Below are 15,009 nucleotides of genomic sequence, written 5' to 3'. Positions count from 1 at the left end.
CAATGCGCGAGCAGATCAAAATCCTACTTATAATGGCTGCTGCTCTGGCAGCCGTTATCATTTATGCCGTGATACCAAAGGATATTTCGGTGGGAAATCTGCTGCTCAAGAAAATAAATCTTGCCGAACTCAGAAAATCAGAAAGCAAGGACACCATAGCAACAGCGAGACAGAAAAAAGCGAAGAAAGCCATCAGCAACCACACTTTCCTCTTCATCGGCGACTCAATGGTGGAAGGGCTTTCCCGAAGACTGGGAGATTATGCAAAGGAAAACGGACACAAGCTCTACACCGTAATATGGTACAGTTCCACTACCGAGAAGTGGGCTACTACCAACACGCTGGAGCATTTGGTGGCTGAATACAAGCCTACCTACATCATTCTCTGCCTCGGAAGCAACGAACTTTTCATCAACGACTTGGACGTAAGGGAGAAATATATCCAAGAGATTGTCAGAAAGATAGGCAATTCTCCATTTGTTTGGATTGGTCCGGCCGAATGGAATGGCGATACGGGCATTTTGGATATCATTGCAAGACATTCAGGAAAAGGACACTATTTCAACAGCAGAGGCTTAGGACTGCAACGCGGCCCCGACCATTACCACCCAACGTGGGATGCGGCAGCGGCATGGATGGACAAGGCGGCTGCCTATATGTCGGGCAAGGAAGCAGCAGACCCTGTAAAACTGAATATTCCCAAAGGTCATCACAAAGCAACTTTAACGAGATTGCTGCAACCAAGTTTTGAAGGATTCTAAACCTACTATGATAGATTTACAACAGACAATAAGCGCATTGGGCACTTTCCTTACCACATCGAGCAAGGAATGGTCGATCAGCACCCTACCCTTTATGGTGGCATTCCTGTTGTTTTTTGCTATATATATAGGTATAAACCATTGCAGAAAAACTTGGATGCAGGCCTACGTGATACTTTTCAGCCTGTTTTTTGCATTCAAGGCGAATGGTGCCTTGATGCTTTTATTGCCTGCTGCAACCGTTATTTCTTGGTATCTCACTAAGAAAATGATGCGCCTCAAGCGAGGAGAACCACGAAAAGTAGGACTTGGACTGATTATTTTTCTTGAACTCTTTCCCCTACTCTACTATAAATACACGAACTTCGGTTTGGAAATTCTCAACGGAATATTCAGCAGTAACTTTGCACTGACGGAAATGATACTGCCCATCGGCATATCTTTCTACACTTTTCAGGCCATCAGCTATACGATAGACGTCTACAAGGAGAGGTTCCCGAAAACAACAGGACTCACAGAATACAGCTTTTACCTTACCTTTTTTCCCCTGCTCATAGCAGGACCAATAACCCGGGCAGAAGTATTAATACCACAGGTAAACGAACCTAAACTGACAGACAAAGCACTCATAAACAAAGGTTTATGGCTCATCATCTGTGGATTGCTGAAAAAATGCCTCATAGCCGATTATCTGGCACAGTTCAACAACCTTGTTTTCGACAATCCACTGGCCTACTCCGGTTTTGAAAACCTGATGGGCGTGCTCGGCTATACACTCCAGATTTATTGCGATTTCTCCGGTTACAGCGATATGGCAATAGGACTTGCGGCATTGATGGGATTCCAACTTCCCAACAACTTCAGTTTCCCTTACCAAAGCCTGAACCTGACAGAATTCTGGCATCGTTGGCACATTGCACTCTCATCTTGGTTCAGAGATTATATTTACATCCCACTGGGAGGAAACAGGAAAGGTAACATCAGAACCTATTCCAACAGTTTTCTTACGATGACCGTCGCCGGATTGTGGCACGGAGCATCGGGAATGTTCGTTATATGGGGAGTGCTGCACGGTGTCGGACTGATTATTCATAAGTTCGCATCCAATCACGGCTTGAAAAAAATAAAGAACACGATTCCCGTCAAAGCTACCAGTTGGCTCATTACCTTTACTTATGTAGCCTGTGCTTGGGTATTTTTCCGTGCACCAAACCTTGACACGGCTTTCTCCATCTTTACAAATCTTTACACAAACCTCCACCTCGGCGACATCTATCCGTTCCTGATGGCTCGCCCAATGTGGTTGGTGCTGTTGGCAATAGGTCTGGAGCTTCATTCCATCCGCAAACACGACTACGACTGGATGCAAGAGAAATTCATCAATGCACACCCAATTCTCAAATTTATTATCCTCCTCATTACTCTTCAGCTCATTATCAATTTCAGCCAAGACAATGTTCAGCCTTTCATCTACACACAGTTTTAAGACATTTCAACGAGTTTTACAAACAAATTCTTCCTTCACGATTCAAAAAGAAGTATTGAAAATATAATTGAACTTTATCAAACAATATGTATTGAAGGCAGAGACATTCTCCAACATTAGCCATCAGCAAATAATAAAGTTTGAAAAGAAGATTTGCAGCAAATAAAAAATTGAAATTCAAAATACCAAGGGAATGCTTTTGCGAATTAATTGAGCAAATCAGGCTTGCTATTAGTCCTATGCCTCTATCCCTTTGAAGATTCCAAATCGAAGTGCAAAAAAGAGTAGCCCTCGCCGAGAGATGCAGACGTTCTCGAAGCGTAGCGAGAGGTTGTGTGCATCTCTCGGCGAGGAAAAAGAAACAACCAGCAATACAAATTTAAAAAGGGAGACCGAAGTCTCCCCAAGATTAACTAACTTTGTATTGTAAATGTATCATCAATTAATCTCGGAGCAAAGGTCGCAAATTTTCGCCTTACTTCAAAAGAAAACCGCAAGAAAAGAAATTGCCGCCATCGTCGGCATCAGTCAGGCAACACTCTCACGTGAAATCAAACGCAACAGCACGCCCTCGGGAAAGTATATCTGGACGAAGGCGCACGACATGGCCATGCAGCGCAGAGAGAGAACGGGGACGAACTCCAAGCTCTCCGACGAATTGGTCTGGAGAATCAAGGAATATATCGTTAATGACCAATGGTCTCCAAGACAAATATCGGGGTATCTGCGTGTGAATGATGGGATAAGGGTGTCCCATCAGTCCATCTACAACATCATCCACGATGACCCGACAGGGAAACTTGCCGGGCACACAAGACACAAGATGAAATACAGGCATCACCCAAAGGGGGGCATCTTCCTGTCAAGGACAGGGTGCGCATCCATGAGAGAAACAAGGAAGTGGACGGGAAGAGATTTGGAGACTTTGAGATGGACCTGATCGTCGACCCTGCCCAGCGCGCCATACTCACACTGGTGGAGAAACCCACCAATATGTTGCTTATGCAGAAACTGCCATTTGGGAAGCAGTCGAAGCCTCTGGCAAAAGCAGTCAGGAGACTGCTGCTGCCATACAAGGACAGACTGAAGACCATTACCACTGACAACGGACCTGAGTTTGCCGCACATAAGGATATCACGAAATGGTTGGGCGTGCCTGTGTACTTTGCAGATCCATATTGTCCATGGCAAAAGGGACCCATTGAGAATACAAACAAGTTAATCAGACAATATATACCTAAAAAGGATTCCTTTGAGAACTATACGGACAAGAGGATTATGGCCATACAGAAGATATTGAATGAAAGACCAAGGGAAAAACTAAACTTTTCCACACCAAAGTGCGAGTTCTTCAAACATGTGTTGTAATTTTGCACTTGCTGGTTGACTCTACACTTTTTCATCATTTTCAGTTTATATTCTAAAAAGATACGAAATAATTTGGTAAAAACAAATAAAAAGACTACTTTTGCACCCGATTTAATGGTTCCGTAGCTCAGTTGGATTAGAGCAACAGCCTTCTAAGCTGTGGGTCTTGGGTTCGAACCCCAACGGAATCACCATCACAAGAAAAGAGGACATTGGCAACAATGTCCTCTTTTTTGTTGATATATAGTTACTCGTCAGCTAACTAACACATTTACAGGAGTTATACTAAACGTTAAACCAAAAGGGAAATGGGAAGTAATGGGAACAAAAACAACCTATCAGAAACAAAATTTGTTACCATTCATCTTCAGATGTGTTACTGCTTTCTCTTTACTTTCTTTCGCCGTACAATTCATACTAACATAACAAAACAAGAAGTAATGGTCATCTGCGCATCCGCCCCTTTACGAAATTAGGCTGTAACCCTTGTACTGCCAAGGAGTTACAGCCTAATTGTTTGTATATCAGTTAATTACGCTTTAATCTTCAAGCGATGCCTGCGCCGCTGCCAAACGTGCAATTGGCACACGGAATGGAGAACAACTTACGTAGTTGAGACCTACGCGATGGCAGAACTTGACTGAGCTTGGTTCGCCACCGTGCTCACCACAGATGCCACACTTCAAATCCTTGCGTGTAGCACGTCCCTTATCGACAGCTGTCTTAATCAGTTGTCCAACACCCTGCTGATCGAGAACCTGGAATGGGTCTACGTCGAGAATCTTCTTCTCAAGGTAGCTTGGCAAGAAGCTGGCAATGTCATCACGGCTATAACCGAAAGTCATCTGTGTCAAGTCATTCGTACCGAAGCTGAAGTATTCTGCCTTGTTGGCAATCAAGTCTGCGGTAAGGGCTGCACGTGGGATTTCAATCATTGTACCCACCTTGAATGGAACTTCAACGCCTTCTTCCTTGAAGAGTTTCTCAGCTGTCTTGCGAATGATGCCTTCCTGAATATCAAGCTCGTTCACGATACCTACGAGAGGAACCATAATCTCCGGCATTGGGTTAAGGCCTTCCTTCTTCAACTGAACGGCAGCACCGAGGATAGCTCGCGTCTGCATTGCTGTGATTTCAGGAAATGTGTTACCGAGACGACAACCACGGAGACCCAACATTGGGTTATGTTCTGACAATGAGTTTACACGCTTCTGAATAAACTTAACGCTTACGCCCATTTCCTTTGCCATAATTTCCTGACCTTCCAAATCGTGTGGCACGAATTCGTGCAAAGGTGGATCGAGCAAACGGATGTTTACCGGCATACCATCCATACACTTCAGGATGCCGTAGAAGTCCTGCTTTTGGAATGGTAACAACTTTTCGAGTGCCTTCTCACGGTCTTCAACAGTATCTGAAAGAATCATTTCGCGCATTGCCTTGATCTTTTCGTTTTCAAAGAACATGTGCTCTGTACGGCAAAGACCAATACCTACTGCACCGAAATTGCTGGCAACTTCTGCATCGTGTGGAGTATCAGCATTTGTACGAACCACGAGCTTTGTGTACTTCTTGCAAAGATCCATCAGCTTAGCGAAATCGCCTGTTACCTCAGCTGGTCGTGTCTTGACCTCGCCATAGTAAACCTCACCGGTAGATCCATTGATAGAAATATAATCGCCTTCGTGAAGAACGATACCGTCAATCTCAACCGTGCGTGCCTTATAGTCGATAACCATTGCACCGGCACCAGAAACGCAGCACTTACCCATACCACGGGCAACTACGGCAGCGTGTGAGGTCATACCGCCACGTGCTGTCAAGATACCCTCGGCAGCAGACATACCAGCCAAGTCTTCGGGAGATGTCTCAATACGAACCATTACCACCTGATGGCCATCCTCGTGCCACTTTGCAGCATCATCTGCAAAGAATACTATCTGACCACAAGCAGCACCAGGAGATGCAGGCAAACCACGTGTAAGAACGCGAGCAGCTGTCAATGCTTCCTTGTCAAATACCGGGTGGAGCAGTTCATCGAGTTTGTTTGGTTCGCAACGCTTCAGTGCTGTCTTCTCATCGATTTCGCCTTCAGCAAGCAAGTCCATTGCAATCTTAACCATAGCAGTACCGGTACGCTTACCGTTACGAGTCTGAAGGAACCACAGCTTACCATCCTGAACCGTGAATTCCATATCCTGCATATCGTGATAGTGCTTCTCGAGCTTGTCCTGAAGAGCGTCCAACTGAGCATAGATTTCAGGCATAGCCTCCTCCATAGAAGGATATTTTGAAGCACGAACTTCTTCTTCGATGCCCTGCTGCTTAGCCCACTTCTGTGAACCATATTTTGTAATCTGCTGTGGAGTACGGATACCTGCAACCACGTCTTCGCCCTGTGCATTTACCAAATACTCGCCATTGAACACGTTTTCGCCAGAACCTGCATCACGAGAGAAGCAAACACCAGTAGCAGACGTATCGCCCATATTGCCGAATACCATCGCCTGTACGGTTACGGCAGTACCCCATTCCTGTGGAATGCCTTCCATCTTACGATAGAGGATGGCACGCTCGTTCATCCAAGACGTGAAAACGGCGCAGATAGCACCCCAAAGCTGTTCCATAGGATCAGTTGGGAAATCCTGACCAGTCTGGTCCTTGATGGCTTTTTTAAATTCAGCAACAAGCTGCTTGAGCTCCTCAACGGTCATTTCGTTGTCGAGCTTAATGCCACGCTGTGCCTTAACTTTCTGAATAATGGCTTCAAATGGGTCGATATCTTCTTTGTTTACCGGCTTCATACCCAATACAACATCGCCATACATTTGCACGAATCGGCGATAGCTGTCGAATGCGAAACGCTCGTTGCCAGTCTTTTTAGCAAGACCTTCAACAACAACATCGTTCAAACCAAGGTTAAGAATGGTATCCATCATACCCGGCATAGAGGCGCGAGCACCTGAACGAACGCTCAACAAAAGAGGATTCGACGGATCTCCGAACTTACAGTTCATCAAACCTTCAACGTGCTTCACGCTGCTGGTAACTTCCTTTAAAAGAAGTTCAACAACCTTTTCTTTTCCTACTTCATAGTATTCGTTGCATACATCCGTAGTAATTGTAAATCCTGGAGGAACTGGTACGCCGATCAAATTCATTTCCGCGAGGTTGGCACCCTTGCCACCAAGGAGATTTCTCATGTCGGCTTTACCTTCAGCTTTTCCATTACCGAAGGTATAAACTCTTTTTACACTCATAGTCTTTTTTTAATATTATATATAGTAAATTCTTCGTAAGTGCAAATATATATATAATTTGTAATTATAACAAATTTTTATCCCAAAATGTAACATCGACTTTGCATTTTTGTTGTTTAATTAGCCTGATATGGGCTAAAACATCAGTTTATTGATGGCGAAATACCAAAAAAATGGTAACTTTGCAGCCAAACATTAAGAAATGAGTAGAAAGAGAAAAACATTGCCAATATTGGAGAATGTAGTCATTGAAGCCGTAGCAGCAGAAGGGAAATGCGTTGCTCACGTCAATGATATGGTTGTTTTTGTGCCCTTCGTTGTACCCGGCGACGTAGTTGATCTGCAAGTCAGAAAGAAACGAAACAGCTATTGCGAAGCAACCGTAATCCGTTTTGTTTCATACAGCCCTACACGCATAGAACCCAAATGTGCTCATTTTGGAATTTGTGGTGGTTGCAAATGGCAGAATCTGCCTTACGAGGAACAACTGAAAGCCAAACAAAAGCAGGTTTTCGACCAACTTTCCCGTATAGGTAAGGTTGAGTTACCTGAATTTACCCCGATTATGGGCTCTCAACAGATTTGGGAGTACCGCAATAAACTTGAATTCGGTTGCGCCAACAAACGTTGGTACACTCAGGAAGAACTGACTGAACTTCCTGAAGGCGTGGGACTGACTCAAGGAGCAATAGGCTTTCACATCACAGGAGCTTTCGACAAGATCTATCCTATTGAGAAATGCCATTTAATGGACGACTATTGTAACAAGGTTAGAAATGCAATTCGAGACTATGCTCTGGACAATGGAATATCTTTCTATGACATTCGGGAACAGCACGGACTGCTCCGCGACATAATGATGCGCAATTCCAATACCGGCGAATGGATGGTGCTTGTGCAATTCCATTACGACGAGGAGGGAGACGATGCACGCGCAAGAGGATTGATGCAGCACGTTGCCGATAATTTCCCCGAAATAACATCACTTCTCTGTGTAGACAATCAGAAAGGGAACGATACGTTCAATGATTTGGAACTGGAAGTCTTCAAGGGGAACGACCATATTTTTGAATTGATGGAGGATCTGAAGTTCAAGGTTGGCCCGAAGAGTTTCTATCAAACGAACACGGAACAGGCATACCACCTTTATTCCGTAGCCCGAAACTTCGCAAACCTTTCCGGCGAAGAACTCGTGTACGACCTTTATACCGGCACGGGAACGATTGCAAACTTCGTAGCCCAAAAGGCCAAAAAGGTTATCGGCATTGAATACGTTCCCGAAGCGATTGAAGATGCAAAGGTAAATTCAGAAATTAACAATATAGAAAATACATTATTCTATGCCGGCGATATGAAGGATATTCTTACCGAGGAGTTTGTGAAACAGCACGGACGTCCGGACGTAATCATTACAGACCCTCCTCGTGCAGGTATGCATCAGGATGTTGTAAACGTGATTCTCGGTGCTCATCCCAAGCGCATTGTCTATGTCAGTTGCAATCCGGCAACACAGGCGCGCGATTTGGCATTGCTCGACAAAGACTATAAGGTAACAGCCGTTCAGCCTGTGGATATGTTTCCACACACACCACACGTGGAAAACGTGGTACTGCTTGAAGAACGAATATAATAAAATTTGTTTTAAAAGGCATAGAAGATACAACCTTCTTCTATGCCTGTATTTATTTTGTACACTCAAATTCCCCAAAATATAAAGATGAACGAAACAAGGCGCAACATAGCGAAGGAGAAAATTGTCCGAAGCATCACTTTCAAACAAATGGACCAATTACAGCGTATATTGGACAAATACTATTTGGACGGAGTCATCGGGCTTATTCCACTTGGTATTGGCGACTTTGTTACAGCTCTCTTTGCCTTGATATATATATGGTTTGCACTCGTGAAAGTAAAGAGCGTATCGCTTACCCTTGCCATAGCCAACAACATTCTCCGCGACGTGCTGCTCGGACTGATACCATTCTATCTCGGCAACGTACTCGATTTTTTCTATCGCTCCAACAGAGAAAATATGATGATGATACGAGGATTCGTGGACGGCGATAAGGAAATCATCCGAAACGTGAACAAGCGTGCCACACAAAGTGCTGTCGGAATATTCATCTTCCTTGCGCTCATTGCGGGGATGCTGTACGCACTCATAACTGCTACGAAATATATTATAGGATTTAACAGCCTGTGGAACTAATGGTAATATCGTAAAAATAATTTACTGAAAAAACGATATTATTTTTCAGCAATATAGAGAAAATCAGACAGTATTTATCAGATTGATTGGAGTTTTTAACCCTTTTAGATTCCAAAAACACGAAGAATATATTTCATTCTTGCGATAAATGTATTGCGTCTATCGCAAGAATGAATAGAGAAAATGCGAAGAAACAAGGAGATTTTATATTCTTTATTTCCGATTTTATATTCATTTTGCAACATTTATTGAGGTTTTATTATGCGCAAAAAACTATTTTTTATCATAAGACACTTGTAATTAAAGCCTTATGATTGCACATCAATAAATGTGATATTTGAAAAATAAAAATAAATTATTCAAAATAAGCGAATTATAAAGAGGTTTTTGTTGTGATTATTCATAATTCTGCACGGATGAAATTCTAATGACCGGCAAGCATCTTACCTTCAAATGTGGAAACCAACAAAGAAACCATAGCGAAGGAAAGACCTACGACACATACGCCTGCCCATCCCATTGCTTCCCACCCCAGTCCCGCACAGAAGGTTCCAAGGCTTCCTCCAATAAAATAGGTGGTCATAAAGATTGTGTTTGCACGATTGCTTGCTTCGGGAACTTCCTGCAAACATCCACTCTGATTGCTCAACTGCTGACATTGAATGCCTACATCCACAATAATGATAGCCACTGCCAAACCTGCGTAGCTGTCATTGAAAATATAAGCTACCGACCAAGCCAACATCTGCAGCAAAGCACCGGCAGCACTCATTCTACGAATTCCGAACCGAGGAATGAACTTTCCCATTCCGGAAGCCGACAAAGCATCGGCAACTCCACACAATCCCAATATTCCCACCTTATCGCTGCCGGCATTGAAGGGTTCTCCCGCAATATGGAAAGCCAAACAAGCCCAGATGGCAAGCATACTACCAAATCCAAAACCTGCACGGATGGAATAGAGACGAATGAGAGGATGGGTGCGATAGATACTCCAAACTGTCTTGAGAAGCTGTGGATACGTCCCCTTGAAGTTCTGTTGCATATCAGGCATAAGGAATTTGCAGAGTGTGCAGCACACTATCATTATACAGGCTGCTATCAGAAACATTGCACGCCAACCGAGCATATCGCCCACAAAACCACTTATGACACGTGCTCCAAGGATTCCCGTGAGCAATCCCGACAACACATAGCCCATATTGGTGGCTTTGTTTTCGGGTCGGGAAAACTGGCTGGCAACGGGAATGAAAAGCTGTGGGATTACAGAGGACGCTCCGAGCAACAGGGATGCCAACCAAATAAGATAGATATTGTGGGACAAACCAATGACTGCTGCCGTAATTATGGCAACCGACATACTGTAAAGGATAATTTTTCTTCGACTGAAGAGATCACCTGAAGGGATAATGAACATCAGTCCAAAGACATAACCTATCTGTGTAATAACTGTAATGAGATTGGTCAATACCTGACTTACTCCTAACTCCGTGCTGATGACTTCCAGCAAAGGCTGGTTGTAGTAAAGATTGGCAACTGTCAAGCCTGCCATTATCGCCATCAGAAACATTATACTGCGTGGAATGCCTTCATTTTCTTCGAGAATTATCACAAATTTCCTTTCGTTTTATGCTTTCAGTTCTGCAAAAGTACGTATTTTTACAATGAATGCCAAACGTATTGATTGCTAATTTATAGTGTGCAATGATGATAATATGCGATGAAAGAGCACCTTCCACCATATCGGATCCAGTCTAATAGAAGTCTGTGAATATAAAGAAAAGCTAAAGAATAGGCTCGTTTTTTAGTTAAAAAGTATCTAAACCTTACACTTTACCGTTTTTTATTTTTATTTTTGCTGAAACATCTGCATTATAATGCCGATAGGTTAATCTATTGAATGAAGAATACGTCTATATAAATAGCATTAATTTCAAATCAACAAATAAATGTTTATGAACACTAATTTCAAAAAAACATTCGTTACAGCCGGACTGGCGTGCGCCGTACTTATGGCAAGTGCCGCTTCAGGTCCTAAAGACAAGAAAGTAAAATCAATGTATTCCAATCCACTTATGCAGCAAAGCACCTTGCAGTATGGTGCGCCCGACTTCACAAGAATCAAAGGTGAACACTATCTGCCCGCTATCAAAGCCGGCATTGAAGAGCAGCGTGCTGAAATAAAGAAGATAGTAGCAAACAAGCAGAAGCCTACTTTTGAGAATACTATCCTTGCGTATGAAAAGAGCGGACGACTGCTCGACCGTGTTTCAAACATATTCTTCTGTGTAACAGAAGCTGAAAAGACTCCGGAAATTGAAGCTGCTGAGAATGAAGTTATCCCTTTGCTCACGGATTTTGACAGTGAAGTGAAGTTCAATCAGAAGTTCTTCCAGCGCATTAAATATGTTTACGACAATCAACTGAGTTCATTGCAGGGCGAAGACAAGAAGCTGACAGAAGAAATCTACAAGAGTTTCGTTCGTGCCGGTGCACTTCTTTCAAAGGAAAAAATGAACCGTATGCAGGAAATCAACAGCCGTGTGGCTACACTCCAACAGGAGTTCGGCAATATGTTGCCAAAAGCCGGCGTGGCATCTACCGTATGGGTGAACGACGTTAAGGAACTGGCAGGCTTGAGCGATGCCGACATTGCACAGTGCAAGAAGGATGCTGAAAGCCGTGGCGGCAAAGCACCATACTGCATCGTGATTTCAAACACAACGCAACAGCCTATTCTTGCCAGTCTGGACAACCGTGAATTGCGCAAGCGTGTTTACGAGGCTTCTATCCATCGTACTGACGGTACACGCGAATACAACACTTACCCGATTATCGTTGAAATAGCAAAGCTTCGCGCAGAAAAGGCAGAGATAATGGGTTACAAGAATTATGCAGCCTATTCGCTCGACAATGCGATGGCAAAGAATCCGGAGAATGCATACAGTTTCCTGAAAGATCTCATTGCAGCGTATAAGCCAAAGGCCGAAGCTGAAACGAAATCCATTGAGGCTTATGCCCAAAAGACACAGGGAGCAGCTTTCAAACTGGAGCCATACGACCGTTTCTACTATTCTGCAAAGATGAAGAAAGAGCAGTTCAACTTCTCTGAAGACGAAGTAAAACCATACTTCAACATTGATACCGTACTCGTAAACGGTGTGTTCTACGCAGCAAACCGTGCTTATGGTTTGACTTTCAAGGAGCGTACAGACCTTCCCACCTATCATAAGGATATGAAAGTGTTCGACGTTATTGATGCCAACGGCAAACAACTCGCACTTTTCTATTGCGATTACTTCCGTCGCCCCACAAAGCGTGGTGGTGCGTGGATGAGTGCTTTTGCAAAGCAGAGCAGCTTCCGAGACCAGTTGCCTATCATATATAATGTATGCAACTATGCAAAAGCACCTGAAGGACAGCCAACGCTCGTAACTTGGGATGAAGTAACTACTATGTTCCACGAGTTCGGGCACGGTCTTCACGGTATGCTTTCCAACTGCAAGTACAACACATTGAGTGGTACTGCCGTGTCTCGCGACTTTGTTGAAATGCCATCGCAGTTCAATGAAAGTTTTGCAAGCATTCCTGAAGTGTTCAATAACTACGCAAAGCACTATCAGACAAATGCTCCTATGCCTGAAGAACTGAAGAACAAGATGCTCAATTCGCTCAACTTCCACTCAGCTTATGCGCTTGGAGAAAACCTCGCAGCAACTTGCTCCGACCTTGCTTGGCATACGCTCTCGCCTTCTCAGGTACCAACGGCAGAGAAAGCTGATGAGTTCCAGAAGAATGCGTTGAAGGAAATCGGCCTGCTGAACAATCAGATTCCTCCACGCTACAATACTTCTTACTTCAATCACGTTTGGGGCGGTGGCTATGCTGCCGGCTATTACAGCTATCTCTGGGCAGAAGTGCTCGCAGTGAACGTAGCTGACCACTTCGCTAAACTCGGTGCTCTGAACCGTTCTACCGGCGATGCTTTCCGCACAAAGGTTCTCAGCAAGGGAAATACAAAGGAATTGCTCGACATTTTCTCTGATTTCACCGGCTTGAAAGCTCCCGATGCAGCAGGTTTGCTGAAGGCACGTGGCCTTTAATTAAATAGTTTGTGAAAATAAAGACGTGCGAAAAACAGTCTATACAATGGAATCAAGATTTTGATAACGGAATCTTGATTCTCCACAATAAAAACATTGGATTTGGATAAACCAAATCCAATGTTTTTTATTTTCCATTTATCGTTTGGGATTAAGCCACTTGCCGTAAGTCAGCATTCTCCAAACCCATTCCAATGGGCCAAACTTGAAGTATTTCATCCAAAAGTGAGAGAAAAACATTTGGAAAGCGAAAACAAGAACTGCAATAAATTCTATACTTGCAAGGCCATAGCGAAGCCCCAATCCGAAACCTATTCCATAAAAGAGAATGATACCAATGACAGACTGACCGATATAATTGGTAAGAGCCATTCGACCGGGCAAGGATAAATAATAAAAGAATCTACTATCCTGATTGTTCAGATAAAGCAACGCCATACCAGACATATAGCACAATGCAAAGGGCAATGCACTCACAGCATACAACAAAGAATGAACAGTCAGCCCCCAAGCGTGCCCATTTACTGCGCTATAAGCATACAGAAGAGAAGTTGGAAAACCTATCGCAAGCGTCCAACAAAAGAGTTTCTTCAAGTCGACACGCCGTTCTTCTATCTTCGCATACAATTTATTACGCCCTATGTAATACCCAATCATAAATAAACCGAGCACCTTCATCGGACGATGACCATCAACAAATTCATACATTCGTTCTATTGCTCCCTGCATCAGGAACTGATGAACACCCGAATAAGACTCCGAATCGCGCAGCCAAGTAGCAAAATTCTGTTCTGTAATACCATAAGAATTTGCCCTAGTCCACCAAGCATCAACTATCGGTGCAGAAAAGCTTACACCATTCAATTCCTGATACAGGTCCAATCCAATCGGAATAAATATCAAAATACAAGCCGTAATCAGCAAAGCACGGTTTGAGAAATGATAAACCGGAGGCAAAAGCATTCCCATCAGGGCATAGAGCAAGAGAATATCGCCACTCCATAGGCATAGAAGATGCAGCAGAGCAATGCAAACAAGAATTGACATACGGCGGTAGAAAAGAAAGATACCGTTACCTCCCCGTTCAAATGCGTGGCTAAGGATAATCGAAAAACCGATGCCGAAAAGCATACTGAATATACCATAAAACTTAGCATCTACGAAAAGATATTGCGAGAAACGCACTATCCTGTCAATCTCTGCACTCGGCATAGCCGCCTGTTCGGACGACGAGAGGAAGGTCCACAATCCAAACTCTGGGAAATTCGCTAAAATGATGCCAAACAAGGCGAAACCTCGCAGTGCATCCAGTATTATATATCGCTGCTTATCGGTTGTGGGAGTTAAATCTGTTGTCATTATGAATACAGTTGTGTTGGATAAATAATTCAAATTGTCTGCAAATTTACATAGTTTTTTCTAAATTTACCACACCAAAGTATAATAAGAATGTTCTCCCTTATATTAGGCGAACTGAATTTACGAAATATCAGGCAGGCGTTCAAAATCATTAGTCTCAACATTTACGTTTGCATTTCAGACTATCCAAGGTCTTGAAGAAGAAACATAGCAAATTGTCCGATTGATGAAAATCGGCAGATTGGCAAAACAACGTACAGATTGAGCCAAAGCAGAACAAGAATTTAAGGTTATGAAATACACACAACACAATCAATTTTGTAAGTGATTGAAAATCAAACCATAAAACACCATACTCCAAACGTGCGAAGATTGCATTCCATTCTTCGCACGTTTGCATTGCATTTTTGCGAAGAATGCAGCGCAATCTTCGGTCATTTGGAAATGGTGTTTTAATCTGTCT

The 15,009-nt window shown here is 43.4% G+C and carries 8 protein-coding genes, 1 tRNA gene and 1 pseudogene; 7 read left to right on the top strand and 3 right to left on the bottom strand.

Annotated elements, in window-relative coordinates; genetic code table 11:
* Positions 1 to 2 precede the first annotated feature (2 nt).
* The 4 genes and pseudogenes from P150_RS0112245 to P150_RS0112230 all read left to right on the top strand — a co-directional run bounded on the left by P150_RS0112245 (position 3) and on the right by P150_RS0112230 (position 3,809).
* Positions 3 to 761: an SGNH/GDSL hydrolase family protein gene (locus P150_RS0112245; protein WP_028897931.1), complete on the top strand. Its 759-nt coding sequence runs from the start codon at positions 3 to 5 to the stop codon at positions 759 to 761.
* Between the two features lie 7 nt (positions 762 to 768).
* Positions 769 to 2,247, top strand: a complete 1,479-nt coding sequence (locus P150_RS0112240) for an MBOAT family protein (protein ID WP_028897930.1) — start codon at positions 769 to 771, stop codon at positions 2,245 to 2,247.
* Between the two features lie 430 nt (positions 2,248 to 2,677).
* A pseudogene (locus P150_RS16500) lies at positions 2,678 to 3,615 on the top strand (IS30 family transposase).
* Positions 3,616 to 3,731: 116 nt separating this feature from the next.
* A tRNA-Arg gene (locus tag P150_RS0112230) sits at positions 3,732 to 3,809 on the top strand.
* 345 nt (positions 3,810 to 4,154) lie between these two features.
* On the opposite strand, the gene ppdK is transcribed toward P150_RS0112230, so the two are convergent.
* Positions 4,155 to 6,875 (bottom strand): pyruvate, phosphate dikinase, encoded by a 2,721-nt coding sequence (gene ppdK / locus P150_RS0112225; protein ID WP_028897929.1) that lies wholly within the window; start codon positions 6,873 to 6,875, stop codon positions 4,155 to 4,157.
* A 202-nt stretch (positions 6,876 to 7,077) separates the two neighbouring features.
* On the opposite strand from ppdK, the gene rlmD reads away from it, so the two are divergent.
* Both rlmD and P150_RS0112215 read left to right on the top strand, forming a co-directional pair.
* The gene (gene rlmD / locus P150_RS0112220; RefSeq protein ID WP_028897928.1) at positions 7,078 to 8,505 is read left to right on the top strand and encodes a 23S rRNA (uracil(1939)-C(5))-methyltransferase RlmD; all 1,428 of its coding nucleotides are present in this window, start codon (positions 7,078 to 7,080) and stop codon (positions 8,503 to 8,505) included.
* 87 nt (positions 8,506 to 8,592) lie between these two features.
* On the top strand, positions 8,593 to 9,084 hold the full coding sequence (locus tag P150_RS0112215; RefSeq protein ID WP_028897927.1) for a DUF4112 domain-containing protein: 492 nt from the start codon (positions 8,593 to 8,595) through the stop codon (positions 9,082 to 9,084).
* Between the two features lie 424 nt (positions 9,085 to 9,508).
* Here P150_RS0112215 and P150_RS0112205 read toward each other — a convergent pair whose 3' ends face one another.
* Entirely contained in the window at positions 9,509 to 10,654 is a 1,146-nt protein-coding gene (locus tag P150_RS0112205; protein WP_051617688.1) for an MFS transporter, read from the bottom strand.
* A 385-nt stretch (positions 10,655 to 11,039) separates the two neighbouring features.
* Between P150_RS0112205 and P150_RS0112200 the strand changes: the two genes are divergently transcribed.
* Positions 11,040 to 13,187 (top strand): M3 family metallopeptidase, encoded by a 2,148-nt coding sequence (locus P150_RS0112200; RefSeq protein WP_028897925.1) that lies wholly within the window; start codon positions 11,040 to 11,042, stop codon positions 13,185 to 13,187.
* Positions 13,188 to 13,325: 138 nt separating this feature from the next.
* On the opposite strand, the gene P150_RS0112195 is transcribed toward P150_RS0112200, so the two are convergent.
* Positions 13,326 to 14,546: a DUF418 domain-containing protein gene (locus P150_RS0112195; RefSeq protein WP_028897924.1), complete on the bottom strand. Its 1,221-nt coding sequence runs from the start codon at positions 14,544 to 14,546 to the stop codon at positions 13,326 to 13,328.
* Between the last annotated feature and the right edge of the window lie 463 nt (positions 14,547 to 15,009).

The organism is Prevotella sp. HUN102, assembly GCF_000688375.1.
GTDB lineage: Bacteria > Bacteroidota > Bacteroidia > Bacteroidales > Bacteroidaceae > Prevotella.
This window is presented reverse-complemented; position numbering and strand designations above follow the sequence as displayed.

Excerpts from the sequence above, each read along its gene's own strand:
- P150_RS0112245 (WP_028897931.1), top strand. The coding sequence starts at position 3 with ATGCGCGAGCAGATCAAAATCCTACTTATAATGGCTGCTGCTCTGGCA.
- P150_RS0112240 (WP_028897930.1), top strand. The coding sequence starts at position 769 with ATGATAGATTTACAACAGACAATAAGCGCATTGGGCACTTTCCTTACC.
- ppdK (WP_028897929.1), bottom strand. The coding sequence starts at position 6,875 with ATGAGTGTAAAAAGAGTTTATACCTTCGGTAATGGAAAAGCTGAAGGT.
- rlmD (WP_028897928.1), top strand. The coding sequence starts at position 7,078 with ATGAGTAGAAAGAGAAAAACATTGCCAATATTGGAGAATGTAGTCATT.
- P150_RS0112215 (WP_028897927.1), top strand. The coding sequence starts at position 8,593 with ATGAACGAAACAAGGCGCAACATAGCGAAGGAGAAAATTGTCCGAAGC.
- P150_RS0112205 (WP_051617688.1), bottom strand. The coding sequence starts at position 10,654 with ATGTTTCTGATGGCGATAATGGCAGGCTTGACAGTTGCCAATCTTTAC.
- P150_RS0112200 (WP_028897925.1), top strand. The coding sequence starts at position 11,040 with ATGAACACTAATTTCAAAAAAACATTCGTTACAGCCGGACTGGCGTGC.
- P150_RS0112195 (WP_028897924.1), bottom strand. The coding sequence starts at position 14,546 with ATGACAACAGATTTAACTCCCACAACCGATAAGCAGCGATATATAATA.